Source organism: Pseudomonas sp. TMW22080 (genome assembly GCF_022496745.1).
Lineage (GTDB): Bacteria > Pseudomonadota > Gammaproteobacteria > Pseudomonadales > Pseudomonadaceae > Aquipseudomonas > Aquipseudomonas bubulae.
The window spans coordinates 47718-73139 of the sequence record NZ_SCFF01000006.1 but is presented as its reverse complement, the minus strand read 5'-3'; the positions used below and the strand labels follow the sequence as shown (position 1 = coordinate 73139).

The 25422-nt window shown below is 58.0% G+C and carries 21 protein-coding genes; 9 read left to right on the top strand and 12 right to left on the bottom strand.

The annotated features are described in order from the left end of the window. Window positions 1-85: 85 nt before the first annotated feature. Window positions 86-2215: a DNA helicase RecQ gene (recQ, locus tag EQV96_RS19875; RefSeq protein ID WP_095002652.1), complete on the bottom strand. Its 2130-nt coding sequence runs from the start codon at window positions 2213-2215 to the stop codon at window positions 86-88. A 269-nt stretch (window positions 2216-2484) separates the two neighbouring features. On the opposite strand from recQ, the gene EQV96_RS19870 reads away from it, so the two are divergent. Both EQV96_RS19870 and EQV96_RS19865 read left to right on the top strand, forming a co-directional pair. Beyond that, window positions 2485-3072: a YecA family protein gene (locus tag EQV96_RS19870; protein ID WP_095025660.1), complete on the top strand. Its 588-nt coding sequence runs from the start codon at window positions 2485-2487 to the stop codon at window positions 3070-3072. Window positions 3073-3079: 7 nt separating this feature from the next. Continuing rightward, complete coding sequence (locus tag EQV96_RS19865) at window positions 3080-3478, top strand: YbaN family protein (protein ID WP_169916488.1); 399 nt, start codon at window positions 3080-3082, stop codon at window positions 3476-3478. Between the two features lie 94 nt (window positions 3479-3572). Here the strand turns inward: EQV96_RS19865 and EQV96_RS19860 are convergent, their stop codons facing one another. Together EQV96_RS19860 and EQV96_RS19855 are read right to left on the bottom strand one after the other, a co-directional pair. Further along, on the bottom strand, window positions 3573-4178 hold the full coding sequence (locus EQV96_RS19860) for a DTW domain-containing protein (protein WP_095002654.1): 606 nt from the start codon (window positions 4176-4178) through the stop codon (window positions 3573-3575). Window positions 4179-4195: 17 nt separating this feature from the next. Beyond that, a complete protein-coding gene (locus tag EQV96_RS19855; protein ID WP_095002655.1) occupies window positions 4196-5089 on the bottom strand; it encodes a LysR family transcriptional regulator in 894 nt (297 codons plus the stop codon). 244 nt (window positions 5090-5333) lie between these two features. On the opposite strand from EQV96_RS19855, the gene speB reads away from it, so the two are divergent. The 3 genes from speB (at window position 5334) to EQV96_RS19840 (ending at window position 8455) form a co-directional block, all read left to right on the top strand. Further along, the gene (gene speB / locus EQV96_RS19850; protein ID WP_095002656.1) at window positions 5334-6284 is read left to right on the top strand and encodes an agmatinase; all 951 of its coding nucleotides are present in this window, start codon (window positions 5334-5336) and stop codon (window positions 6282-6284) included. A 96-nt stretch (window positions 6285-6380) separates the two neighbouring features. Then, complete coding sequence (locus EQV96_RS19845) at window positions 6381-7760, top strand: sodium:solute symporter (RefSeq protein WP_095002657.1); 1380 nt, start codon at window positions 6381-6383, stop codon at window positions 7758-7760. Window positions 7761-7972: 212 nt separating this feature from the next. Next, window positions 7973-8455, top strand: coding sequence for a hypothetical protein (locus EQV96_RS19840; protein ID WP_095002658.1), 483 nt, complete (start codon window positions 7973-7975; stop codon window positions 8453-8455). 113 nt (window positions 8456-8568) lie between these two features. Here EQV96_RS19840 and EQV96_RS23270 read toward each other — a convergent pair whose 3' ends face one another. Continuing rightward, complete coding sequence (locus EQV96_RS23270) at window positions 8569-8694, bottom strand: PA1414 family protein (protein WP_254924894.1); 126 nt, start codon at window positions 8692-8694, stop codon at window positions 8569-8571. A gap of 156 nt (window positions 8695-8850) precedes the next feature. Further along, window positions 8851-9726, bottom strand: a complete 876-nt coding sequence (locus EQV96_RS19835) for a LysR substrate-binding domain-containing protein (protein ID WP_240882285.1) — start codon at window positions 9724-9726, stop codon at window positions 8851-8853. A gap of 103 nt (window positions 9727-9829) precedes the next feature. On the opposite strand from EQV96_RS19835, the gene EQV96_RS19830 reads away from it, so the two are divergent. Further along, entirely contained in the window at window positions 9830-11011 is a 1182-nt protein-coding gene (locus tag EQV96_RS19830) for an MFS transporter (RefSeq protein ID WP_240882284.1), read from the top strand. Here the strand turns inward: EQV96_RS19830 and EQV96_RS19825 are convergent. Genes EQV96_RS19825 through EQV96_RS19815 form a run of 3 tightly spaced genes read right to left on the bottom strand, consistent with a single transcriptional unit; the run spans window position 10959 to window position 13194 of the window. Next, window positions 10959-11888, bottom strand: a complete 930-nt coding sequence (locus EQV96_RS19825; RefSeq protein WP_095002661.1) for a DMT family transporter — start codon at window positions 11886-11888, stop codon at window positions 10959-10961. The genes EQV96_RS19830 and EQV96_RS19825 overlap by 53 nt on opposite strands. A gap of 42 nt (window positions 11889-11930) precedes the next feature. Further along, window positions 11931-12335, bottom strand: a complete 405-nt coding sequence (locus EQV96_RS19820) for a DUF2177 family protein (protein WP_095002662.1) — start codon at window positions 12333-12335, stop codon at window positions 11931-11933. Between the two features lie 22 nt (window positions 12336-12357). Continuing rightward, window positions 12358-13194 carry a S1-like domain-containing RNA-binding protein gene (locus EQV96_RS19815; RefSeq protein WP_095002663.1) on the bottom strand — a complete coding sequence of 279 codons (837 nt, stop codon included), beginning with the start codon at window positions 13192-13194 and terminating at the stop codon, window positions 12358-12360. Window positions 13195-13552: 358 nt separating this feature from the next. Here EQV96_RS19815 and EQV96_RS19810 point away from each other — a divergent pair, with 358 nt between their 5' ends. Continuing rightward, window positions 13553-13732, top strand: a complete 180-nt coding sequence (locus EQV96_RS19810) for a hypothetical protein (protein ID WP_016781632.1) — start codon at window positions 13553-13555, stop codon at window positions 13730-13732. Window positions 13733-13926: 194 nt separating this feature from the next. Beyond that, window positions 13927-14649: a TorF family putative porin gene (locus EQV96_RS19805; RefSeq protein WP_095002664.1), complete on the top strand. Its 723-nt coding sequence runs from the start codon at window positions 13927-13929 to the stop codon at window positions 14647-14649. Window positions 14650-14836: 187 nt separating this feature from the next. On the opposite strand, the gene EQV96_RS19800 is transcribed toward EQV96_RS19805, so the two are convergent. Beyond that, a complete protein-coding gene (locus EQV96_RS19800; RefSeq protein WP_095002665.1) occupies window positions 14837-16183 on the bottom strand; it encodes a DEAD/DEAH box helicase in 1347 nt (448 codons plus the stop codon). A 191-nt stretch (window positions 16184-16374) separates the two neighbouring features. Between EQV96_RS19800 and EQV96_RS19795 the strand changes: the two genes are divergently transcribed. Then, window positions 16375-17643, top strand: coding sequence for a mechanosensitive ion channel family protein (locus EQV96_RS19795; protein ID WP_095002666.1), 1269 nt, complete (start codon window positions 16375-16377; stop codon window positions 17641-17643). A 184-nt stretch (window positions 17644-17827) separates the two neighbouring features. On the opposite strand, the gene EQV96_RS19790 is transcribed toward EQV96_RS19795, so the two are convergent. The 3 genes from EQV96_RS19790 to EQV96_RS19780 all read right to left on the bottom strand — a co-directional run bounded on the left by EQV96_RS19790 (window position 17828) and on the right by EQV96_RS19780 (window position 25278). Then, window positions 17828-18388 (bottom strand): alpha/beta hydrolase, encoded by a 561-nt coding sequence (locus tag EQV96_RS19790; RefSeq protein WP_095018934.1) that lies wholly within the window; start codon window positions 18386-18388, stop codon window positions 17828-17830. Window positions 18389-18429: 41 nt separating this feature from the next. After that, window positions 18430-19290 (bottom strand): carboxylate/amino acid/amine transporter, encoded by an 861-nt coding sequence (locus EQV96_RS19785; protein ID WP_095002668.1) that lies wholly within the window; start codon window positions 19288-19290, stop codon window positions 18430-18432. 153 nt (window positions 19291-19443) lie between these two features. After that, window positions 19444-25278, bottom strand: coding sequence for a hypothetical protein (locus EQV96_RS19780; RefSeq protein WP_240882283.1), 5835 nt, complete (start codon window positions 25276-25278; stop codon window positions 19444-19446). Window positions 25279-25422 lie beyond the last annotated feature (144 nt).

Sequence of the window (25422 nt, the reverse complement as noted above, 5' to 3'; positions counted from 1 at the left end):
AACTAATTATTAGTCAGCTAAGCATGCCGTTTGCTCATAGGCAAGGCCTATAAGTCAATCAATCGTTACATAATCCCCGTAATAGCTAGATTTCAAACTCCGATTGCAGGGCTGCACGCACGCAATACAGCACCCCCTCAGGTACCCGCCCCTTGAACTGCTCGGCGATGCTGGCCACGCTCGGCAGCTCGCCTTCACCATCGAGGAATGCATCCTGTACTTCCTCCATCAGCTCTTCAGGCAAGTCCAGTGCCTGCTCCAGCGACAGCTCCTGACGACCTATGGCTTCGGCCAGCATGGTGTAAACGTTCTTTTCCGAGCACTGCAATTGCCCGCTGATCTGCAGCGGAGTCATGCCGGCGCGGGCCAGGCTGATCAGTTCGTGGCGGATATCGGCCACCACCTTCGGTGTTTCGCCCTGCCCGCCCAGCACTTCGAGGAATGCCTCGCCATAACGCTCCAGCTTGCGTGCACCGACACCGCTGACCCTGGCCATCTCGGACATCGAGGTGGGCTGGCTGCGCAGCATTTCGAGCAGCGTGGAGTCGGGGAAGATGACATAGGGCGGTACGCCGTGCTCCTCGGCCAGTTTGCGCCGCAGGGCACGCAGGGCTTCCCACTGTTCGCGCTCTTCGCCACGCACCAGCTGGCTGGCCGGGCTGGCAGAGCTGCTCTTGACCGAGGTTTGCGGCTTGAGCTCGCGACGCAGCTCCAGGGTCACTTCGCCACGCAGCAACGGCCGGCAGCTGTCGCTCAGGCGCAGGCCGCCGTAGCCTTCAATATCGATGTCAGCCAGACCACGGGCCACCAGCTGGCGGAAAAGCGTGCGCCACTCGCCTTCGGCGCGGGCTTTGCCCACACCAAAAACAGACAGATGTTGATGGCCAAAGCTGCGGACTTTTTCGTTTTCGCGACCCAGCAGCACGTCGATCAAGTGTCCGGTACCATAACGTTGGCCCGTGCGATAAATCGCTGACAGCGCCTGACGCGCTGGTTCGGTGGCATCCCAGGTCTGCACGCCATCCACGCAGTTGTCGCAATGCCCGCAAGGTTGTGGCATTTCTTCATCAAAGTAAGCGAGCAGGGTCTGACGGCGGCAGCGGGTTTCTTCGCACAGCGACAGCATGGCGTCGAGTTTGTGGTGCTCCAGACGCTTGTGTCGCTCGTCGCCTTCGGAGTTTTGCAGCATCTGCTTGAGCATCACCACGTCTTGCAGGCCGTAGGCCATCCAGGCATCTGCCGGCAGACCATCACGGCCTGCGCGGCCGGTTTCCTGGTAATACGCCTCTAGGGACTTGGGCAAGTCCAGATGCGCAACGAAACGCACGTTGGACTTGTCGATGCCCATACCGAACGCAATGGTGGCTACCATGATCAGCCCTTCCTCGTTGAGGAAGCGCTTCTGGTTGGCGGCCCGGGTGTCGCTGGGCAAGCCGGCGTGATACGGCAAGGCCGGGAACCCCTGATCGCAGAGGAACTGCGCGACTTCATCGACTTTTTTACGGGACAGGCAGTAGACGATGCCCGCATCGCTGCGGCGCTCCGACAAGAACGCCAGCAACTGCTTGCGCGGCTGCTCTTTGGGCACGATGCGATAGAAAATATTGGGACGGTCGAAGCTCGACAAAAAGCGTTCGGCATTCTGCAAATGCAGGCGAGTGACGATCTCTTCGCGGGTGCGCTTGTCGGCCGTGGCCGTCAGGGCAATTCGCGGCACATTGGGAAACACTTCAGCCAGTTGGCCCAGCTGCAGGTATTCAGGGCGGAAGTCGTGGCCCCATTGCGATACGCAGTGAGCTTCGTCGATGGCAAACAAGGCGATGTCCAGGCTCTGCAAAAACGCCATCATGCGCGGCTGCACCAGACGCTCCGGCGCAAGATAGAGCATCTTGACTTCGCCGCGCTTGATACGGTTGGCCAGCTCGCGCTGCTGCTCGGCACTCAGGGTCGAATTCAAGGACGCCGCGGCCACCCCGAGTTCTTCAAGGGTCGCGACCTGGTCGTCCATCAAGGCAATCAGCGGCGATACCACCACGGCCAGGCCATCGCGCAGCAAGGCCGGCACCTGGAAGCACAGGGACTTGCCGCCGCCGGTGGGCATCAGCACCAGGGCGTCGCCACCATTGGCCACGCGCTCAATAATGTCACCCTGGCGGCCACGGAAACTGTCGTAGCCGAAGATGTCTTTGAGTACGCGTTGAGCCTGTTCGAGCATAGAAACTCCAGAAATCGCCGAAACACCCCTGCGCCAGCACGATCCGCCACGCCCGCAAGCCTCTAAAAGGCTCGGACCCAGGCCACCGGTACGCGACATTTAACGCAGGGCATCACAAAACGCGGCAGTATACCCGAGCACTCCCCCGCTGCGGGGGGTGTAATTGCAACACCGATAACCGGGAACTGATGGCAAATGTGCCCTGCGACTGGCTTGGAAGCTCAAGAAAGCCTAGAATTCACTATCGTTTATTTACTAGGTAACACTTAATGTCCTTCGCTGAGCAACTAACCCGCCTGCAAGCCTTCCTCGACGCCGACGAGCTGCATGACGAGGCGCTGGACTACGTGGCCACCCACGGCTATCTGACTGCCCTGTCCATCTGTTCCGAGGAAGTGCCAGAGCGCGAATGGATCGACGCGATCTTCTCCGAAGCCCCGCACTACAAGGACGACGCCCAGCGCACCGAAATCGAAGGCACGCTGATCCAGCTCAAGGCTCACATCGCCCGTCAACTGGCGTCCGATGAAGAGTTCGAACTGCCATGCGACCTGGATCTGGGCGACGAGCCGGATGATTCCGACCTGCGCGGCTGGTGTGTAGGCTTTATGGAAGGCGTATTCATGCGCGAAGCCGCCTGGTTCGAAACCGCCGAAGAAGAAGTCAGCGAAATGCTGCTGCCAATCATGGTGGGCTCGGGCCTGTTCGATGATCAGCCAGAATTCGAAGACATCGCCAAAGATGCCAACCTGATGGACGACATGATCGTTCAGATTCCGGAAGCGCTGACCGCCCTGTACCTGCTGTGCCAGGCGCCAGACGAAAAGCCGGCGATCCTCAAACCGCGCCACCACTGATCCTTTAGTGGTTCAGCCCCCACTCGGCAACCGCCCGCGGTTGCTGCGCTACGCTTTGTTTGCCATCGGCTGGCTGAGCGTAGCTCTGGGGGTGATCGGCATATTTCTGCCGGTACTGCCTACAACCCCCTTTCTGCTATTGGCTGCCGCATGCTTTGCGCGCAGTTCGCCGCGTTTTTATCAATGGCTGGTCGAGCACCCACGGCTCGGGCCATGGATCCGCGACTACCTGGACGGTAATGGCATCCCGCTCAAGGGCAAGGTCTACGCCATTGGCCTGATGTGGCTGAGCATTGGCCTGTCCTGCTACCTGGTACCCTTGCCATGGGCCCGGGGCTTTATGCTGACCAGTGCCGTGCTGGTGAGCATCTACATCCTGCGACAAAAAACCCTCGAAAAACCCTGAAACCCTGTGGGAGCGGGCTTGCTCGCGATCGCCCCAACTCGGTTTCCCTGACATACCCCGCAACCTGCATCGCGAGCAAGCCCGCGCCCACAGATTACGACTTGTGCCCGTGATTTTTCAGATAGGTATCGGCGCCCATCGCTTCGATCTGGCCTTCAATCAGCGCCTCGAACGGGCGCAGCAACGGCGTGAACGAGGTGGCCGGCTCCAGAATTTCCAGCGCCTGCACAATCGCTTCCAAAGTAGACAGGGCACCCGGCCCCGGCGCCTTGCGCAACCGGTAACGTGACACAGCGCCCTCGGGCAACGTCACCCGCGGCAATTGCGCCAGCAGCGGATTAAGGTGCAGCAACTTGCGCGCCTTGCGCCAGGTGCCATCGGGTACCACCAACAGCAACGGCAGGTCTTGCTCGCCGACAACATCGGCCACGATCAGTTGCGCATCGTCACCGGGGAACAATAACCGCGCCCGATACCCCGGCGGGTTGAGCAAGGTTGCCAAATCTTCGAACACCTCGCCAACCACCAATTGTGCGTTGGTCAGCCCCAAGGCTGCCAGTCGGGCGGTGTTCAGTGCGTGATTGACCTCACTGGGGTGCTGCAACAGCAACACGCGGGTACGGCTTGCCAGTTGTGGAATAAGTTCGCACAGGCAGTGGGACTGCGGGCGCATACAGCGCGGGCATTGGGCTCGGGACATAGAGTAAACGGGCTCGTTCAAGGTTTATGAAGCTGGGCTTTGAGCAGGTCGCGAAACGTCTGGATCAAGGGTTCGCGGCTGCGACCACGGCGCACGATCATCGAGAACGGTGCCTGATAGCCAAAGGTCGCGGGGAGCAGCACGCGCAGGTCACCCTTCTCCACCCAGGGCTCGGCATAGTGTTCGGGCAGGTAACCGATGTAGGCGCCCGAGAGCACCAGAATCAGCTGTGCCTCCATGCTGTCCACCGTCGCCGCGCTGTGCTTGAAGCCGTGGCGCGCCAGTTCAGCCTGGCTCCAGTAGCCGCGCCCGACCATCCGCTGCTGGGTAATCACCGGCCCGGGGATACGCCGCTCACTGAACAGAGGGTGTCGCGTGCTGCAGTACAGCCAGTGCTGCTCGCGGTACAACGGCTGGTAGACCAGCCCGCTCATGCGCGTGGAAAACGCTCCGATGGCCAGGTCCAGGCGATTGTCCTGAACCCCGAGCTGCAATTCATACGGGCTCATCACCGATAAATGCAGGTGCACCGCTGGATGCTCCTGGCTGTAGGCACCAATGGCCTCGGCAAAGGGCAAGGCCTTGTCGTTGACCGTCGAGTCGATCACACCCAGGTTCAGGGTACCGCGCAACTCACCCTTGAGCGCTGCCGCGTATTGCTCGAAACCTTCCAGTTCGCCCAGCAGGCGCAGGGTTTCCTGATGGAACAACTCGCCCTTGCTGGTCAGGCTGAACCCGCCACGACCGCGATGGCACAGCACCAGCCCCAGATTGGTTTCAAGCTGGCTCATATAAGTGCTGATGGCAGACGTCGAGAGGTTGAGCGCCTGCTGGGCATTGGCGAACCCCTGGTGCCTGACCACGCTGGCAAAAATTCGCAATAGTTTCAGATCGGGTAAAGCGTTGGCCATCAGTAACTCACTTTCCACCGTGGGAGCGGGCTTGCCCGCGATACAGGCGCCCGGTTTTCAGCCTGCTCTGTGGTGATGCATTCGCGAGCAAGCCCGCCCCCACAGGCAATGATGAATGATCAAAGTCTACCGCTATCAGTTTAGAAAAACCTGAACTAAGTATTTGTTCGCAGCGATTCTTCCCGCCTCGCACCTTTCGCAGAATCGAGCGCCATAACTCCTACAAAACGACGAGGCCTTACCCGTGGACAAAATTCTTCATCAACCACTGGGCGGTAATGAAATGCCGCGCTTCGCCGGCATCGCCACCATGATGCGCCTGCCCCACCTGCAATCGGCCGCCGGCCTTGACGCTGCTTTTGTCGGTGTGCCCCTGGATATCGGCACTTCGCTGCGCGCCGGCACCCGCTTCGGGCCCCGCGAAATCCGCGCCGAATCGGTAATGATCCGCCCGTACAACATGGCCACCGGCGCCGCCCCCTTTGATTCATTGTCGGTTGCCGATATCGGCGATGTGGCGATCAACACCTTCAACCTGCTGGACGCCGTGCGCATCATCGAAGAGGCCTACGACGAAATCCTTGAACACGATGTCATCCCCATGACCCTGGGCGGTGATCACACCATCACCCTGCCCATCCTGCGGGCCATCCATAAAAAGCACGGCAAGGTTGGCCTGGTGCATATCGATGCCCATGCCGATGTAAACGATCATATGTTTGGCGAGAAAATCGCCCACGGCACCACCTTCCGCCGCGCCGTGGAAGAAGGTCTGCTGGACTGTGACCGCGTGGTGCAGATCGGCCTGCGTGCCCAGGGCTATACCGCTGAGGACTTCAACTGGAGCCGCAAACAAGGGTTCCGCGTGGTGCAGGCCGAAGAGTGCTGGCATAAATCCCTGACGCCATTGATGGCCGAAGTGCGCGAGAAAGTCGGTAACGGCCCGGTGTACCTGAGCTTTGATATCGACGGCATCGACCCGGCCTGGGCGCCGGGCACCGGCACCCCGGAAATCGGCGGCCTGACCACCATCCAGGCAATGGAGGTGATCCGCGGTTGCCAGGGCCTCGACCTGGTCGGCTGCGATCTGGTAGAAGTCTCGCCGCCGTACGACACCACCGGCAACACTTCATTACTGGGCGCCAACCTGCTCTACGAAATGCTCTGCGTGCTGCCCGGCGTAGTACATCGATAAGGACATCTCTGCGGTGCCAGCAAGCCTTGCGCTTATGGCACCAAGCCACCGTGCTTTAGCTGCATCCATAAAAAAAATAATCGGAGATTCGCCATCATGGCTCTAGATCTACTGGTCGTCCTTATCTACGCAGCGGCAATGCTGGTGCTCGGTTACTACGGCATGCGCAAGGCCAAAACCCACGAAGACTATCTGGTTGCCGGACGAAATCTGGGACCCACGCTGTATATGGGCACGATGGCCGCCACCGTTTTGGGCGGTGCCTCTACCGTCGGCACCGTGCGCCTGGGCTATGTACACGGGATTTCCGGCTTCTGGCTATGTGCCGCTCTGGGTTGCGGGATCATCGCGCTGAACCTGTTTTTGGCCAAGCCGCTGCTCAAACTGAAAATTTTTACCGTCACCCAGGTGCTGGAAAAACGCTACAACCCGATGGCCCGCCAGGCCAGTGCAGTGATCATGCTGGCCTACGCACTGATGATCGGTGTGACCTCAATCCTGGCCATCGGCACCGTTCTGGAAGTGCTGTTCGGCCTGCCTTTCTGGATCTCGGTATTGATCGGTGGTGGCGTGGTGGTGATCTACTCCACCGTGGGCGGCATGTGGTCGCTGACCCTGACCGACATCGTCCAGTTCGTGATCAAGACGGTCGGCCTGATGTTCGTGCTGCTGCCCATCTGCCTGTACCGCGTCGGCGGCTGGGACGAACTGGTGAGCAAGTTGCCAGCCTCGAACTTCAGCTTCACCAGCATCGGCTGGGACACGATCATCACCTACTTCATGATTTATTTTTTCGGCATCCTGATCGGCCAGGACATCTGGCAACGGGTGTTCACCGCCAAAACTGCCAAAGTGGCCAAGTATGCTGGCACATTCGCCGGGTTCTACTGCATCCTCTATGGCCTGACCTGTGCACTGATCGGTATGGCCGCACACGTGCTGATTCCCGACCTGGATAACGTCAACAACGCCTTTGCCGCCATCGTCAAAGTGTCGCTGCCAGACGGTATTCGCGGGTTGGTGATTGCAGCAGCACTGGCGGCCATGATGTCCACCGCCAGCGCCGGTTTGCTGGCAGCCTCCACCGTACTGACCGAAGACCTGTTGCCAAGGCTGCGCGGCGGCAAGCAGTCGAGCCTGCGGATCAACCGCCTGTTTACCCTGTTGACGGGCATTGCCGTACTGGGTATCGCGCTGGTGGTGTCTGATGTGATCAGCGCCCTGACCCTGGCCTACAACCTGCTGGTGGGCGGCATGCTGGTGCCATTGATCGGCGCGATTTTCTGGAAACGCGCCACTACAGCGGGCGCCATCTCCAGCATGAGCCTGGGTTTTATCACCGCATTGATCTTCATGATCAAGGACGGCCTGGACGCCAACACCCCGATCTACTACAGCCTGGCCGTGGCACTGGCAAGCTTTGTGCTGGTCAGCCTGATAGATCGGCGCCCTGTGGCGGTGGCCAGCGTCGCCTGAGAAGGTCTTCTTGAGCGGGTCCGACGTTCCTGTTCGTACCCGTTTTTCTGCCGATCTCATTTCATACAACCGCAAACACCAATACCCCGCCCACGCAGCGCCTTGTCGCTGCCAGCCCATTAGTCAGTCCAACTACGCTTGAAAAGCGGCTACAGGGGGATGTAGCCGCTCAACTTCAAACTACCTGTGATTGATTAAATGGACTTAACACCATGACCCACTTCAAGACGTACCTGGCTATTGCCGTGGTGGCCACCACCACGATGCTCACCGGCATGAATGCTCAAGCCGATGTCACCACACTGACATTCGAGATCATCAACAACACCTCCGGGCCGCTCAAACTCAATCGTTCAAACTGGAACCTGTCGCTGGTCGAACCTGGCTACTTTGATGTCGATCCGTTAAGCGAGCATTCGATTGCAGTCAGCTATAAAACCAGCTTCGGCTACCCGCGCAAAACCCCTGCGATACTTCGCGAAGTCTTTTCATACGCCAATGGCAATCGGGAATGCACCTTTAACACAGCACTGCGGGTTACCCAGTCATTTGGCGTGTTCAAACCCACACTGAGCTCTACACGATCTGCCAGTGCAACCTCGACGGGTATGGATGATGCGAAATGTGAAGCGCGAATAACGGAGAAAACAGACCAGGCGCCGCTAAACTACAGCGTGCGTTTTACCATGGGCTGACAAGCCCTGATGGATGGGGGCAGTTCACACTGCCCTTGTGTTGCCTGCAGCCCTTCACCCCTCTCGCCGGCAATCACCGGGAGCCGTGAACAGCACGCGACGCAAACGCAACTTTAGCGGCGACGTTGCGGACGACGACGCGGATCCTCGACAGGGATAGGCACAGGTTGCATTGGCGGCTCGATCAGGCCGAGGGCCACGCCCAGGTCATGGAGCCAGGTTTGCAGTTTGTCTTTCATATATCCCCCTTGGGGTCACTCGAGCGACGGGAATTCAGTGGTCGCTTCGTACAGATAATAGTCCTAAGTACTACAAGATGCTTGCTTAAGGTCAATGAACTTTAGGCTAAGTCGCCCCATACATCGGATTCAGGCCAGCACTTGAAGTTGCAGCGATTAATCATGAACTGGCAGCGAACGGGCCTGTTGCAGCTGTATCCAGGCATTCAGGTTTGCCCCCGTCATGCCTTTTCGCCACATCAGCCAGGTCGTGGCGCATGCAAAAGGTTGTTTCAAAGGGTGTACACGGACATTTTCACGCCCCGGCAAGCTGGCCAGCATCGAAGCCGGCATCAATGCGACCCCCGACCCCGCCGCCACGCACGCCAGCATGCCTTGATAGGATTCAATCTCCATTACCCGGCCCATGGCTGCGCGATCACTGGCGTACCAGGCTTCAAGCCGGGCCCGATAAGAACAGCCCTGGCGAAAAGTAAACACTTCACGCCCCTGCACATCCTCGGCGTGGGTGATCTGCGGATGATCCAGATCACTGATCAGTACCAGGCGCTCGTCACAAAACTCCACCCCGTCCAGGCCTGCCAACTCCAGCGGGCCATCCACCAGGGCGGCATCCAGGCGCCCGCCCAGCAGCCCTTCGAGCAACTCGCCGCTGGGTGCCGATTGCACATGCAGATTCACCGCCGGGTAGGTGCGATGGTAGTGCGCCAGCAGGTTCGGCAAATGGATTGCCGCAGTGCTGTACATGGTGCCCAGGGTGAACTTGCCCGAAGGCACGCCACCCTGCACCGCGCTCAGCGCTTCATCGTGCAGGGCAAACAAACGTGCGGTGTAATCCAGCAGCACCTGCCCTGCCGGAGATAACTGCAAGCGCTGACGCTCACGCATAAACAGTTCGACCCCCATCTGCTCTTCCAGTTGCTTGAGCCGGGTCGACAGGTTGGAAGGCACTCGGTGCAGACGCTCAGCCGCACGGGTGATCGACCCTTCTTCAGCCACGGCCTGAAAAATACGTAATTGGCTGAACTCCACACGATTCTCCAAAACAGAATAAGTAGATCACTATTATTCATTTTTAGAGAAAGTCAAATACCACTAGCCTGACGGTCATTGTTCACTATCGGGAAATCCCAGCATGTCACCCCTGATTCGCCTGCTCGCCAGCCTTGTTGCACTCATGATGGCCATGGGCATTGGCCGTTTTTCCCTGACGCCTCAACTGCCGCACCTGATCAGCGAAGGCCAGATCGACCTGACCGGCGCAGGACTGATTGCCGCCGCCAACTACCTGGGTTACCTGCTCGGCGCCCTGGATGCCATGCGCGCCAGGCGCCCCGACCAGGTGCGTAATCGATTGCATACAGGCCTGTGGCTGTGCGTTGGGCTGACGCTGGCGTCGTACTGGGCCCAGGGGTTTTGGGCGCATCTGTTATTACGATTCGGCTCCGGGATCGCCAGTGCCTGGGTGATGGTGATGATCACCGCACTGAGTCAGCACATCGCTATCACCGCCAATCGACCGCGTCTGGGCGCTCTGGTTTTTGCCGGGCCCGGTCTCGGGGTGATGCTGACCGGACTGCTGGCCCTGGCCGCCAATTTAACCGGGCAAGACTCGGCCACGCTCTGGATGATTTATGCCCTGGCGGCACTGCTGATGTTGCTGGTGATTTTGCCCGCGCTACCGCAACCCGCTGCACTTGCCGCCCGGCCTCAAACGATGCAGCCCGATAACCGGCAACCCGGGATCGCCCGTCTGGGAGCAATTTATGGGCTCTATGGCCTGGGCTATATCATCCCGGCGACATTTTTATCCCAGATGGCCAATGCCCGGTTTCATGGCCAGTGGCAAGCCGATCTGTTCTGGCCAGCATTCGGGCTATGTGCTGCCATTGGCGTGACACTGATCAGCTTTCGTCGGCCGCGCCCTGCTACCACGCGCTTCTGGCTGATGGGCGGGTTATGGATTCAAGCCCTTGGTGTGCTGGCGTGCCTGCTTCCGAGCAGCGCGGGGCTGGCACTTGGTGTAATCCTCTGCGGCACGCCGTTTCTGGCCTGCATGCCGCTGGTGATGCAGTGCTCACGGGATCTGGCGCCCAATGCCACAGCGCGCAATGCGGCCATGCTGACCGCCTGTTTCGCCGTGGGCCAACTGTGCGGGCCATTGCTGGCTGCACTGAGCAGCCATTTCAGCGGCGGCTTGCTACCGGCAATGATCATCGCGGCCAGCGGGCTGCTGCTAGCGGGCACTCTGGCCTGGCAGTCGGTCAGCCCCCCAGCAGAGCACGCACTTTGCGACGCACCCACTGCTCGGCGCTGACAAACGTAATACCGCACAGCACCAGCACTGCGCCCACCACAAAGTTGACGCTCAGAGGCTCATGCAGCACCAGCACACCGAATGTCACTCCGAACAGCGGGGTCATGAAGGAGAACACCGCCAAGTTGGAAGCCATATAACGCTTGAGTAACCAGAACCACACCAGATAACTGAAGAACGACACGACCAGCCCTTGAAACAGCACACTGGCCACCGCCACGGTGGTCAGGCTGACGTGGCTGATCTGGCCGCTGAAAGCGGCAATCACCAGCAGGCCGAAAAAACCGACAATCAACTGATAGAACAGGGTCAGGGTCACAGGTGCCTCCGACAACCGCGAGCCGCGCACCACCACCGTGGTCGCGCCCCAGGCCATGCCCGCCAGAATGGCGTAGGCATCGCCCAGCAGCACGTTGCGGTCCATGTCAGCAAACGACATACCGCCCGCGAATGAGAAGGCAATCCCGGCAAACGCAAGCAATATCCCCAGCCATTGCAAAGGCCGCAAGCGCTCGCTGGGCAACAGCCAGTTAATCCCGAGTGCGGTGAAAATGGGCGCGGTATAGAGAAATACCGACATATGCGCGGCACTGGTCAGTTGCAGGCCTTCGGAAATAAAGAAGAACTCCAGGCCGAACAAGCTGCCTGCCAGTAAACCGCCACGCCAGGTGGCAGGCACCTGGCTCCAGCCACCCTTCCAGCAGATCAGCAGCCCAACCAGCAGTGCTGAAATACCGGAGCGCATGGCGGCCTGCATCACGGGTGCGATATCGGGTGCCGCCAGCTTGATGATGACCTGTTGCACACCCCAGATCAGGCACAATCCCAGCATCACTTGCAGTGCGAAAGCATCCGTTGCTCGCCGCGAAACACTCATAGTTCACCCGAAAAAAGCCACACCTAAAAAGGTCGAAAACAATCAGGACGCCAGCTTGCGTGCCGCCCAATAACCCGACAGGGCTGCAAGACAGGTCAGTAACCCGCCCCAGGCCATGTCCATCAATGCCAACTGGGGCGACCAGCCTTGCAGCGTGGCCCAGTTCGTCATGTCATAGGTGCCATAAGCCACCAGCCCGAAAAACGCACCTGCCAGAGCAGCCCTGCGCGCACTGGCCCGGGCAAGGGCCGGCAACACCACAAAGAACACCACGCCCAGCACATACAGCAGGTAAAACACGATGGCCGGGCCCCACTTGGGTTGAGCCAGCATCAACGAACCCAACAGCTCTTTATAGGTAGAGCTCATAAGCAGGCCCAGCCACAGGCCGTCAAGCACCAGAAAAGCCAGTAACGCACCAATATACGCCCACACTGCCTTGCTCATGTCGCCAGCCCCTCGTGTTGGATCAGATCAGTTCGATACGGTCCGGGTGGATCGCAATCTTGCCTTCCTTGTAGAGCGCACCAATGGCTTTCTTGAAGTTGCCCTTGCTGACGCCAAAATGAGTACTGATGACTTCAGGGGCACTTTTGTCGCTCACGGCGAGCACACCGTTGTTGTCGCGCAACTTGCTGAGGATCTTCGAATTCAGGCTGCTGGCTGCTTCCTGGCCAACCGGTTGCAGGCTCAGGCTGATCTTGCCGTCCGCACGGACTTCCTTGATATAGCCCTTTTCCTGCTTGCCCGCACGCATGAACTTGAAGATTTCATTCTTGTGGATCAAACCCCAGTGCTTGTTGTTGATCACGGCTTTAAAGCCCATGTCCGTGGCCTCGGCCACCAACAGATCAACTTCCTGGCCGACCTGATAATTGGCCGGGGTTTTGTCCAGGTAGCGGTCCAGACGGGCAGTCGCGGTGATACGACGCGTGTGCTTGTCGAGGTAGACGTGCACCACGACATATTCGCCGGCGGTCATCTGGCGCTTTTCTTCGGAATACGGCAACAGCAAATCTTTTGGTAAACCCCAATCGAGGAATACGCCGATGCTGTTAACTTCAACCACTTTCAAGCTGGCAAATTCACCGACTTGAACTTTTGGTTTTTCAGTGGTGGCAATTAACTTGTCAGCGCTGTCCAAATAAACAAAGACGTTGAGCCAGTCTTCATCTTCGCTGGGAATATCTTTTGGAATATAACGATTGGGCAACAGGATTTCGCCGTCAGCCCCACCATCCAGATACAAACCGAAGTTTGTATGTTTAACCACTTGCAAACTGTTGTAGCGACCGATTAAAGCCATGTCCAATACCCTCATTACGTAGGCGGCATTCTACCCGAGTTTAGGGGGGCAAATTGGAGTGCCGCAGCCCGCCATCCAAAAAATCTGCGAAAGGTTTGATTTATCAGGTTTTTCCAACGCGCCTTGGACGCCACTCGTCAGCCTGGCGGATGCTCAAAGGCCATCTGCGCACGGCCGGACACGTATACAAAACCTCCCACGTTATGAATTAAAACAGCGAGTTAGCCGACAATTATGCAGTCGTTCATGCTGACTCATACTGCACCGATATTATTTTACGAAGATATTTAACAAGCAATTGTCAAGTATTTCAGGTACTATCGCTGGCCAAGTTATTTTCTACAGGTCAATAGCCGCCATGCGTGTAAAAGCATCCGCCAGCAAAGCAAAGCCAGCTCCCGCTGTTGAAACCAGTGATTCCATCAATGCTCAAATCGAAGCATTCCTGAAATCCGGCGGCGAGATTCAGCAAATCAGCAAAGGCGTCAGCGGCCAAACTTTCGGCCCGTCCAAGCAAATCACGCTCGGCAAGAAGTAATACCCCCTCGCTTCATCTGGTCCTTATGCGCTTTGCCCTTCAAGGCGCTAGGACTCTCGATTTATCCCCTTTGTTCCCCTGCCCCGCCCCCGATTCGCATCGATAAATCGACGAACGGCACTTTGTTGCCGATATTCCTGCGTATGCTCCGAAGGCTCTGAATCAAGCCTTTGAGCCCAAATAGGGAGCCGATCATGCTGACACGGACGGTGTTGCTGGCCAGCACGCTGCTGACCAGCACCATTGCAGACGCACAGGTGTTTTCCCGCGAGCTGGGCGACTTCGACCTGAAGCTGGCCACCCAGCCCAGCCGCAGCATGGCCCAGGGCCTGGTCAAGCCCACCAGCCCCGGCTCGACCTTTCATGGCGGCCTGGACCTGACCCACGACAGCGGCTGGTATGTCGGGCAATGGGCGCCCACCATGGGCATCAAGCCTGGCAGCAACCTGGAAGTGGATTCGTATCTGGGTTACAAGCGCCCCTTTGACCAGACCCTGAGCTATGAGCTGGGGGTGATCCATTACAGCTACCCCAAAGTCGACTCACTCGACAGCCAGCAGATCTTTGCAGGCCTCACCGTGCTGGGCACGCGCTTTGGCGCCGCCTTCAGCAATGATCCGGGGCGCCGCGACAGTACATTGTTTGCCGATCTGGGGGTCAACCAGCCCTTTGGCATCGGCGTAAGCATGAAATACACCACCCACCAACTGGGCTCACCGGTGTCCATTGCCGACGGTGGCAGCGTACGCGCATTCAATGACTGGTCGATCAAACTCTCGCGCCCCTGGATGGGCATTGACCTCAACGTGATCTACAGCGATTCCAGCCTGGACGGCAGCGACTGCTCTGCCTACTCAGGGCAGAACACCCAGTGTGATGGCTTACTGACATTTAAGGCCGAGCGGACGTTCTACTGAAACGCCCGGGTTTTGTCGGAGCGGGCTAGCTCGCGATGCAGACGGCGCGGTTTCCCAGTCACCCCACGATGACACCATCGCAGGCAAGCCAGCTCCTGCAGACATTGCGGCGCTCACAAAATCTGCGGCGTTTCAGGCAACAAAAAACCCGGCGCAGGCCGGGTTTTTTGTGAGCCATGCCAGCGATTTACTCAGCCGCTGGTGCTTCTGGCTTGCGGCGCTTGAGCGGCGCCATGCCGTCCTTGCTGACCAACGAAAGAGCGTCGGTCTTCGGGCGGTTGGCGATCTTGCGCTTGGTCGGTGCCTTGGCGCCCGACTTCTTCTTGACGCCCTTGGCGTCGGTCTTTTTCTTCTTCACACCAACAGCCTTACCCGAAGCCTTGACGTTTTTCGGGCCGCCGTAGACGCCTTTGACTTCCTTGATGGTACGGCGCTCGAAGCTTTGCTTCAGGTAGCGCTCAATGCTGGACATCAGGTTCCAGTCACCATGGCAGATCAGCGAGATCGCCAGGCCATCATTGCCCGCACGGCCAGTACGACCAATACGGTGAACGTACTCGTCGCCGCTGCGAGGCATATCGAAGTTGATCACCAGATCCAGGCCTTCAACGTCCAGACCACGGGCCGCCACGTCGGTAGCCACCAGAATCTTGACGCCGCCCTGCTTCAGGCGATCGATGGCCAGCTTGCGGTCTTTCTGGTCTTTTTCACCGTGCAAGACGAACGCCTTGTACTCCTGAGCCACCAGGCGACCGTAGATGCGGTCAGCCATGGCACGGGTGTTGGTGAAAACGATGGCTTTTTGATAAGTCTCGTTAGCCAGCAGCCAGTTAACAATTTGCTCTTTGTGCTGGTTGTGGTCTGCCGTGATGATCTGCTGACGCGTGGTGGCGTTCAACTGGCTGACCTGGTTGAGCTGCAAGTGCTCAGGGTTGTTCAGTACCTTGCCGATCATCTCACGCAGGCCCGAACCACCGGTGGTGGCCGAGAACAGCATGGTTTGCTGACGGTTCGGGCACTCATCGACCAGACGTTGCACGTCTTCGGAGAAACCCATGTCGAGCATGCGGTCGGCTTCGTCGAGTACCAGAACTTCAACTTCTTTCAAGTCAAGGTTGCCGGCATTCAGTTGCTCGAGCAAACGGCCAGGGGTGCCGATCAGGATATCCGGCACCTTGCGCAGCATGGCCGCCTGAACCTTGAAGTCCTCACCGCCGGTGATCAGACCGGACTTGATGAACGTGAACTGCGAAAAACGCTCAACTTCTTTTAGCGTTTGCTGTGCCAGCTCGCGGGTCGGCAGCAAAATCAACGCTTTGATACTGACGCGGATTTTGGCAGGACCAATCAGACGATTCAGAATCGGCAGTACGAAAGCGGCGGTTTTGCCACTCCCGGTTTGAGCTGTAACCCGCAGGTCACGCCCTTCGAGCGCGAGCGGGATGGCCGCTGCTTGCACAGGCGTAGGCTCGACAAATTTAAGCTCGGCCACAGCTTTAAGCAGGCGTTCGTGCAGGGCGAAATCGGAAAACACGGGTGCTACCTCGAAGAAATACAAAAAATCAGCGGCATAGAGTAACGGTTTCGAGCGCCAAGGCCGAGTTACTTTGCACGAACGGCGTGAAACAAATGGTTTTTTAGGGTCTTTAGTCCAATCAGGGCCCACAAATCGCCCTGAAGTGCTCTAATCCCATGGCCATTTATTACCGGATATCGTTTTAGCTTATGGATACTCAAGCACTCTGGAGCCAAATCCAGGACCTGTGGGCCAATCTGGATCAACATCCCTGGGTTTCGGCCATACTGGGCCTGATCGTTCTCGTGGGCGTCGCCCTGCTGGCCGGTCATATCGCACGCATTATTATCCTGCGCGTGACCAAAATGCTCGGCCGCCAACCGGCCCTGCACTGGATCAATGATTTACGCGAACACAAGGTGTTCCATCGCCTGGCGCAACTGACTCCCTCGCTGATAGTGCAGTTCGGGCGCAATCTGGTGCCGGACATGAGCGACAACGGTCGCCACTTCCTTGGCAACCTGGCGCTGGCCATCACCATCTTCGTACTGACGCGGGTTATCAGTTCACTGCTGGACGCCTTGCTCGACATCTATTCGCGCACCAATTACGCCAAGACGCGGCCGATCAAGGGCTACATTCAGCTGACCAAAATGTTGCTGTATGTGTTCTCGGCCATCATCATTGTCGCGACCCTGATCGACCGCTCGCCAATGCTGCTGCTTTCCGGGCTGGGGGCAATGTCTGCGGTTATCCTGCTGGTCTACAAGGACACCCTGCTGTCGTTCGTGGCCAGCGTACAGTTGACCAGCAACGACTTGCTGCGGGTTGGCGACTGGATCGAAATGCCTCAAGTCGGGGCCGATGGTGATGTGATCGATATCACCCTGCATACCGTCAAGGTGCAGAATTTCGACAAGACCATTGTCTCGATACCCACCTGGCGCCTGATGTCCGAGTCGTTCAAGAACTGGCGCGGCATGCAGCAGTCCGGCGGCCGGCGGATCAAGCGCAGCCTGTTTATTGACGCAAGCGATGTTGCGTTCCTGACCGATGAGCAGGAGCAACGTCTGGAGGGAGTGCGCCTGCTGAGCGACTACCTGCATCGCAAGAAAGCCGAACTCAAAAGCTGGAATGAAGCCCAGGGCAACGTGGCAGCCATGTCAGCCAACCGTCGACGCATGACCAATATCGGCACTTTCCGCGCCTATGCCCTTGCCTATCTGAAAAGCCATGCCGATATCCAGCCGAACATGACCTGCATGGTGCGCCAACTGCAAACCACGCCTCAAGGCGTACCCCTGGAGGTGTACTGCTTTACCCGAACCACTGTGTGGGACGAATACGAACGCATTCAGGGCGATATCTTCGACTATCTGCTGTCAGTACTGCCCGAGTTCGGTTTAAGCGTGTACCAGCAACCAAGCGGCAATGACCTGCGCAAGGGGCTGTTGACCAGAATACCGATCGAAGAGTGATGTATAGCCGCTGAGGCAAAAGTGATAGCTGAAAGCCCCTCACCCCAACCCTCTCCCGAAAGGAGAGGGTGCTGATCAGTGAAGTTTTTGAGGCCGCATGCGGTCAGTGCCCTCTCCCTTCGGGAGAGGGCTAGGGTGAGGGGGCTTTTGATTGGGCTTGACTTGCCACAGAGTATCTACCTGCTCAAGCCTGCTTGAACTGCGGGTCACCGGTCAGTTTGAACAGTAACTCGATGCCCTGCGGCCAGGTGCCAAAGCCACCTTCGCCATTGATATGCCCGGCATTCTCCAACCATACCAGTTCACTCCCCCAGGCCTGGCTGAAGGCCTCGGCCCGCTCGCGGGTGACATAGGGGTCGTTGGTACTGGCTACGGTGATCGCATCAAAAGGCAGGGTATTGAGCGGCATGGGGCTAAAGCCTGAGGTCCCGGCCGGGTAGCTGTCGGCCTCGGTATCACTGGGCGCCACCAGCAACGCCCCGCGCACCCGCCTTGCCTCCTTGGGGTGCTGCTGGGCCCAGCGGGCTATCAGCGTACACGCCAGGCTGTGACCCACCAGCACTACGGGGCGCTCGCTCTTGGTGATTTTTTTATGCAGGTTCTGCACCCAGTCAACACAGGCGGGGGTTTCCCAATTGTCCTGCTTGACCCGATGCAAACCGCTGTAGCGCTGCTCCCAGTGAGATTGCCAATGCTCTGTTCCTGAATTGAACAGGCCCGGCAAGATCAACACCCTGACTGTCATTCCGACTCTCCCTTAAGGCGATAGATGGACTGAGATTGACCTTAGACCGTCACAGCCCTGCGGTCTAGCCGGCTTATCCAGACGGCAATCAATATCACCAGCCCGCCCAGGAACAACCGCCCCAGAGGCTCGTGTTGATTCCAGATCAACAGGCTGAAAAACAGACCCACCGGCACATGCACGTTGTTCATGACCGCCAGGGTCGCGCCACTGACCATGCACGCGCCCTTGTTCCACCAATACAGGCCAAGTGCAGTGGAGACCAGCCCCAGAAACACCAGCACTCCCCACTGCAAGGGGGCTTCAGGCCAGAAATCGGCTTTGCCGAACAACACAAAAGCAGGCAGTACCACAGCCAGCGCACCCAGATAGAAGTAACCGAAGCGCCGGTAATGCGGCAAATCGCTCGGGTAGCGTGCGACCAGATGCCGGTACATCACCTGACCGGCGGCATAAGTGAAGTTGCCCAGTTGCAGGAGCAGGAAGCCCTTGAAAAATTCGGGGCTGATGGTGTCAAAACGAATGACCGCAGCCCCCATAACGGCGACCAGTGCCGCAACAAGCGCCCACGGGTTGAAACGGCGGTTGATTGCATCCTCGATTAGGGTCACGTGCAGGGGGGTCAGGATGGTGAATAACAACACCTCCGGAACCGTAAGCACTCGAAAACTCAAGTACAGACAGACGTAGGTGACACCGAACTGCAGCGCCCCGATCAACAGCATGCCGCGCATGAAACCGGGTTCGACCTGACGCCAGCGTGTGAGCGGAATAAATACCAGCCCCGCCAGTACCACACGCACCAGTACCGCAAAGTAACTGTCGACGTGCCCCGCCAGATACTCGCCAATCAGGCTGAATGAAAACGCCTGAATCAGGGTAACAATTAACAGATAGCCCATGAATCTCTCGCTCAAAAACCGTAGTTGCCTGTTCGTTTACGCCGTGGCGAATTCGAAAGAATGGGCGACCTTAGCGGGTTTGCCGGGGAAGTAAAATGCTGGCTTGCCAATCTCATCCGCTCCAGGGCAATTGAGACCTCAGGGCGCACAGCACTAGAAACCGGTCAGCCGCTTCCATTCCTGCAAGGCGTCCGGGCCCAGCGGCCTGAACAACGCCGGATCGTGAAAGAGTGCCTGCTGGATCTCAACCAGGTTCATGGTTGCGCTTTGACTCATAAACGGCACCAGTTGCCCGTGCCACAGGGCTCCGTCCGCGGTGAAATAGCCGCTTTTGTAGGGCCGTCCGGGATAAATCTGCGAGTAGATTTTTTCCGCGAAATAATCCACCACACTTTCGTCATAATTGACCCCCTCCCCGGAAATGACCTGCAAACCGGCTCTGCGATGAGAGGCCGCATGGACATACTCATGCACTACCGTGGAGCGCACCTTGTCGGAGTCCACCAGACCGTTTACCACATAATCCGGATGATCCGTGGCGATATGGATCTTGCCTTGCGGGGAGGTCCAGGCGACAGGACTGGCTTTCGCAGAGGCCGCGTCGTAGGGGATATCCATCCTGAACGCCAAATCACTGGCCGTTGTCGAAATGACTTCAACGCCCTCCAGTTCAACATTGAACCGGGTGCGGATTTCCTGCTCAATTCGCTTGAAGTCGATGCCGCTCTCAACCTGCCAGGGGGTACTCGCCGGCAGCTTGTTCAGGTTGCGGTAAAGCTGCGGCCCGTCCGGCTCCGGGGTGAACAGGATCTCGGGGGCGGTCTCCCATTTCGATCTTGGCTTGGGTTGCAGAGTAATCTGCGGGGCCAGGTCCCAGACACCTGAGGTCTGGCCCTGAGCTGGCCTATACGCAACAAAGGGGCCAGCCTGTTCACCATCCGTATGCAACTGCCAGAATCTGTTTCTGACCCGCACCACCTCATAAGCCTCGGGCGGATCTCCAACCGCGATATAGGATCTATTGTCGAAGGTATGGACACCTGTTGTCGTATCGGGCTGCCGCCCTTTCAATGAAACGTCGCTGCGCCGGAATGTGGTCATGTCCCCCAATGAGGCCAGCCCGTTATCGTCCTGCAGTCTCCAGGTATGCAAACTGGCGGTCTCTGGCACTTCATCCCCCCCGCCCTTGATCCCTCTTCTTTTCCATTGCCCCGCAGCACCCGCTTCAGGCTTGGCAATTACCCCGCTGCTGAGCAGTTGCGAGGGATTGTCAGGACTTCTGACTCGCAGCAAGTAATAACCATCGGGAAGATCAGGGCTGGCAGAAACAAAGAATTTTTGCTGGCCGAAATGTACTGACCGGGCGCCTGAGGCCAAGCGCGGCCCATAGGGAAGACTGGATACAGGATCAATCAGGCGGTAATCACTGGTCGTGACGCTGCCCGTGTTGCGAACCTGCACGTTTTTAACATCACTGACCGTACGCAGCTCATCGCCCTGAGCCACAGGCTTCCAGGCCCCGGGATCCGCGATCGTTACCAGCCCCTGTTTAATGTCGTAACGCGCCACGCTTGAAAGGCTGGTCACTTGCCTGAAGTGCCCGAGACCTTTCTCAGCCAGACAAGCACCACCCTCAAGCAGTTTGACACCGCTCCACTTGAGCAAACGGGGCAAGCCATCCAGGGGGTTCAGCTCCTGAGCCAGAGACACCAGCAGGGTTCTGGCGAGCTTGCCCATCCGGGGCAACACGGCCTTGAAGCCGATCTTTCCAGCCAGGTTGATCACCCGCACTGCCCCCCCGGCAAATCTTACGACGGGGACCAAAAACAGCAGGTCCAGGAGCATCCCGAATGCCCCCGAAGCTCTGCGTTTCTGATCATCCGAAAGCAGATCCTCGATGCCCCCCCAGAAAGGCGTAATCGCCTTTAGCAATGACAGGGCAGGATGTGCCTGGTCAAAAGCTGTCACTCCCCGAGCAGCCGCACGAGCTTGTCCCTTGTCGATATAGAGCGGAATCAGCCTGGCAATCTGTTTGCTGCGCAAGGAGTTGAACGTATCGGGCAGATGACTGCTCGTCTCGCCTCCCGCTGGCACGCTACCAAGCTCCTCAATAATCAGCCTGGATCGGGAGGTCTCATGGGGCATGGGTTTGTGCCCGGTCCGATAGGCATTTTCGTCAATATTCAAAACCGTGCCATGCCGAAAAGTGTGGACCCAGGTGTGAATACCGATTTTCTTTGGAGCGATTACGCCTCCTACCAGCAATGGCTTGAGCCTTGGACTCTCTTGTATGTGCAGCGCCCTTGGGAAAATCTCGTAGAGATCACAGGTTTCTTTTTTGCACACTTCGAGAATAAACCCCTGACGCAACATCAGTGAGTCCGTGATTTCGGGGCTGTCCTCACTGACACTGCCGGTACTTTCAGCTCTGACACGCAATACCCTGACATGGCTGTATTCAATGTCCTGACGCTGCCGCGGGGGCAGGCTGTCCAGTAAAAACCTGACAACCGCCTGTTGTGCTGCCACAAGCGCCGCCTCATAGGCATTGTACTGCCGGTTGAATTCCAGCTCGATATTCACCGGCAACTTCTTGAGCCGTGAGAAGCGCTCGGCACTTGCGCGAACCTCCTCGGCACTCGGTATGGTGGCTGAAGTGTAGGGCGGAAAATCCAGCTCCAGATGCTTGCCGGCAGCGTAAAGCTCAAACAGCGGCATTCTGCCCCTGGCAGCCGTGAACTCGCTGAAATAGGGATTCAGGCCGCGCCGTGCCAGCTCTTTTTTTGCAATTTCAAACCTGTTGGGGGCAGGTTTGAACAGGTCATTGGTTGCTTTGAAAATCGCGTGTTCATACGCATCCAGCGCTTGTACTGCGCGCTGCATCTCCACGCTGGAATAAGCAGCCAGGGGCATTTTAGGTACAACGCCATGCAGGGCCGCCCAGGCCATCAGTGGAGGCAGGCGCAAGGCAAGAATGGCTGAAGACTTCTCGCGGAGCAGAACCTGTTCCTGCTCGTTTGCTTTGGCGGAAAAAACGAGCCCCTGCCCCTGCTTGCCAGGCAACAGGATGACTTCCTGAAATGTCATGCGCAGTGTCGAGCCTGGCTCGATGGCATGCGCCAGTTCGGCACCATGGCGCAAGTTGACCCAACTGGGCGAACCGTAAGTCAGTTCGCCAGGAATATCGCGGACACTGAAATCCGGTGGCATGGCCGTTCGCAACAACCGCGCCAGCAACGCGGCAAACGCCGAGGATGCAGCTTGTCGCGAAGTAAGCAAAAAGGTCTCAAAATCGCTGCGGATCCACGCATAGGTCCTGCCCCATAGACGATCCGAGTGCAAATCGTAACCGGCCACTTCACCAGCCTGCGAGTATCGAAGCACAAGAGTCTTCCAAACCAGTTGGGTACATAGCGTCACCGGGCTGGTCTCACCATCGCGTGCGCCATGCCACCCCAGGACCTTGAGCAATTCGCGACCGAGACACTGACCGCATTCTGAAGTCAGCAGCTGTTGCAGCGCGACTGCAGGCCTGGTGTGAGCGAACCGGGCAGGGTCAAAATCAGGCAGGTAATGTGCCAGCAATTCCAGCGGCGGCAGAGCGTTAACACCTTGTGAAGGCTGCCGGGACGATATAAAACCCTTGACGGCATTCAGCAGCTTTCGCTCCTGATCCGCAGTGAGAAGGCAGTCAATCAGGGGCGTGCCCCGCTCCATACCCATACACCGAACTGCATACTGCTCTTCAAGATCGTTCAGTGCCTGCAGCCTGGCAGGAGCCGTAGTTGGGCCAGCCGGAATGACACGGTAGTACTCGAGCATTTCCGGCAGAGTTACAGACTCACCGTAATCAAAAAGATAGGTTTGCCCGTCACCCTGCAGGTAGGTCTCCAGATGCCCGCGCAGTCTGACCGGCAGTGTTTCTGCAAGCGGCAGGCGCTGGTACAGCACCTGTATAGCCTCGCCACGCAAGTCATCCTTGAACAACTGAAACTGGCGAATTACCTCACTGATGGCGCACTGCAGCTCTGAATGCATGGCTGGACGCAGCCTGCGCGAAGACGGTACAGCAGACTGCTTGAGCATTTCGGACATAGCCTGCAAGTCCGCCAAGGTAGCGTCTGCCTGCTGTTTGAACGTGTTTATCGGTTCATCTGGCACCGCCTCGGGTGCTACAGGCATTTGGTACTCGACAGCGATGTACCTCAATGGGCGAACAAGAGCCTGTATGCTTTCACGAAACTCCTGCGCTGCCATTTCGATGCAATTGTCACCTGCACAGATAAAGAAAAGATCTGCTTGGGCAAAAACGTTGAATGCCTCGAGATTGGCAACCATTTCACGTAGCACATCGCCGAGCGGACTGGTACTGACAAGCTGCAAATGCTCTGGATTTATCCTCCCGGCTGACAGATCTGTGACTTTGCTGTCATCGCGGTAACCCTTGAGATTCAGACTGTCCATATCGAATGGTGAAACCAGTGGCTGGATCAGGGGGAATGCCTGCACCAACCCGTCATTCAGGGCGGTGTTCCTGAACGCTTGCGCGGTGTGTTTTCCCTGTCGGGCTGACTCGCACACCTGCAGCACATGCCCGACACGAAACCTGGCCCTGAGATCAATTGCCTGCTCCAGATAAAGGGGCTCCACCGAGCCAGAACGGATCAGATGCGTACAACTGTCCTGCTGCCAGCTCAGCAATGTTGTCAGGCAGTGGGCAAAGGCATCGCCGCCGGGTACACCCGGATAGTCCACAAGCGCACGTGGACGATGGGCAAAAACAGCGTCCCGGTGGCCCAACGCAACCCCGGCTCGCAACCAGGGATGGTTTTGTGGTTGATCCAGCCAGAGCGTCATGCAGTCACTGAACTCACTGCCCGAGGAAAACTCGATCAGTCCCTGACCTGCAATCAACAGGATGACACCCGCAGGACTGTAGATGGGCAGATCCCGCGGATTGCTGGTAAGAACCAGACATCCGGCAACCCGGGCCTCGATTCCAGGCACCCGCAGAAACAGCTCATACACGCCAGGGCTGTGCAGATCCATCGCATCGCGCACGCCGCCGGTTATCCCCTTGATCATGGCCGCCCCTTCCGCCGTCAAGGTGCCGTCGCGCATACGCAGATTGGCTTCAGCAGCCCTTTGCCTGGCCATTCTGTGTGCCAGCCAGGCCTTGAGAGGCTCGTTCATCGGCAGGTCACGGGCATAGCGATTATCGGCGTCCTGCAGAAGTTTAAGCAGAACCCCAGGCTTCTCCAGACCGGAGTGACTGCGATAAAAATGGCCCGCACTGGCCGCAGGGTATGTCCAGGCAGTCATTTGGCCGTCCGTGCTCATGCCGTCCGGATGCGCAGCCAACTCGCCGCTCTCCCTGTAGGCCGCGAACAGCTGGACAATGCTGCGGCTCTCCCATTCATGGCCGGATACCCCCAGGACGCCGAAGACAAGTCGCTGCGGATCGACACCTGCCAGCTCATGGGGCGAGGCAACAGCCATGGCCGACTTGAGCCCGTCCAGCGGTGTACCGCTATAAAAAGCCGCTACCTGTTGCTGGTAGTTCAAGCAGGCCCGGACACCTGCATCCTGCAACATGGCCACGAGCTCACTGCCGGTATTGTCGCCGCCAACAATGCGCGCCCCCAGATCCCCATAGACTCCCGCCTTGTCGAAGATACCGACCAACCCCTGAAAAACCGGCAGCTCACGGCTCGCCAGATATCGACTCAGTTCCTCACCCAGAGTCCGGGAAGTGGCGGGACTGGCAACCTGCTCGGTCTGATCCTGATTCCACACAAGCCGATAATCAGTGACATGCATTGCATCCAGGTCAAATGCTTGTGACACAAACGCAAAGCGCCGGTGCAACGTTGTGCGAAACGAATCTCTGGCGGCCGCAAGAAAAGTGGGCTGTCGGGATAGGTGGCCGGCAATGGCCAGCGCTTCTCTTTGGAGTTGCGCCTCTGGGCGGGACGAAAGCATGGACATGGCACACAGCCCTTAATCAGTGATGTTTTGCCATCCGATAAGGATCCCGGGCAAAACAATTAAAGGGCAAAGCTAACAGAGCATGGACCTGTAAAAAGATAGATACATAGCGCACTTGAAAGGCGTGAACATGCTTGTACGCAA

What these genes read in the sequence shown, in the direction of transcription:
- recQ (WP_095002652.1), bottom strand. Translation starts at nt 2,215, where the DNA reads ATGCTCGAACAGGCTCAACGCGTACTCAAAGACATCTTCGGCTACGAC.
- EQV96_RS19870 (WP_095025660.1), top strand. Translation starts at nt 2,485, where the DNA reads ATGTCCTTCGCTGAGCAACTAACCCGCCTGCAAGCCTTCCTCGACGCC.
- EQV96_RS19860 (WP_095002654.1), bottom strand. Translation starts at nt 4,178, where the DNA reads ATGTCCCGAGCCCAATGCCCGCGCTGTATGCGCCCGCAGTCCCACTGC.
- EQV96_RS19855 (WP_095002655.1), bottom strand. Translation starts at nt 5,089, where the DNA reads ATGGCCAACGCTTTACCCGATCTGAAACTATTGCGAATTTTTGCCAGC.
- EQV96_RS19845 (WP_095002657.1), top strand. Translation starts at nt 6,381, where the DNA reads ATGGCTCTAGATCTACTGGTCGTCCTTATCTACGCAGCGGCAATGCTG.
- EQV96_RS19840 (WP_095002658.1), top strand. Translation starts at nt 7,973, where the DNA reads ATGACCCACTTCAAGACGTACCTGGCTATTGCCGTGGTGGCCACCACC.
- EQV96_RS23270 (WP_254924894.1), bottom strand. Translation starts at nt 8,694, where the DNA reads ATGAAAGACAAACTGCAAACCTGGCTCCATGACCTGGGCGTGGCCCTC.
- EQV96_RS19830 (WP_240882284.1), top strand. Translation starts at nt 9,830, where the DNA reads ATGTCACCCCTGATTCGCCTGCTCGCCAGCCTTGTTGCACTCATGATG.
- EQV96_RS19825 (WP_095002661.1), bottom strand. Translation starts at nt 11,888, where the DNA reads ATGAGTGTTTCGCGGCGAGCAACGGATGCTTTCGCACTGCAAGTGATG.
- EQV96_RS19820 (WP_095002662.1), bottom strand. Translation starts at nt 12,335, where the DNA reads ATGAGCAAGGCAGTGTGGGCGTATATTGGTGCGTTACTGGCTTTTCTG.
- EQV96_RS19815 (WP_095002663.1), bottom strand. Translation starts at nt 13,194, where the DNA reads ATGGCTTTAATCGGTCGCTACAACAGTTTGCAAGTGGTTAAACATACA.
- EQV96_RS19810 (WP_016781632.1), top strand. Translation starts at nt 13,553, where the DNA reads ATGCGTGTAAAAGCATCCGCCAGCAAAGCAAAGCCAGCTCCCGCTGTT.
- EQV96_RS19805 (WP_095002664.1), top strand. Translation starts at nt 13,927, where the DNA reads ATGCTGACACGGACGGTGTTGCTGGCCAGCACGCTGCTGACCAGCACC.
- EQV96_RS19795 (WP_095002666.1), top strand. Translation starts at nt 16,375, where the DNA reads ATGGATACTCAAGCACTCTGGAGCCAAATCCAGGACCTGTGGGCCAAT.
- EQV96_RS19790 (WP_095018934.1), bottom strand. Translation starts at nt 18,388, where the DNA reads ATGACAGTCAGGGTGTTGATCTTGCCGGGCCTGTTCAATTCAGGAACA.
- EQV96_RS19785 (WP_095002668.1), bottom strand. Translation starts at nt 19,290, where the DNA reads ATGGGCTATCTGTTAATTGTTACCCTGATTCAGGCGTTTTCATTCAGC.
- EQV96_RS19780 (WP_240882283.1), bottom strand. Translation starts at nt 25,278, where the DNA reads ATGTCCATGCTTTCGTCCCGCCCAGAGGCGCAACTCCAAAGAGAAGCG.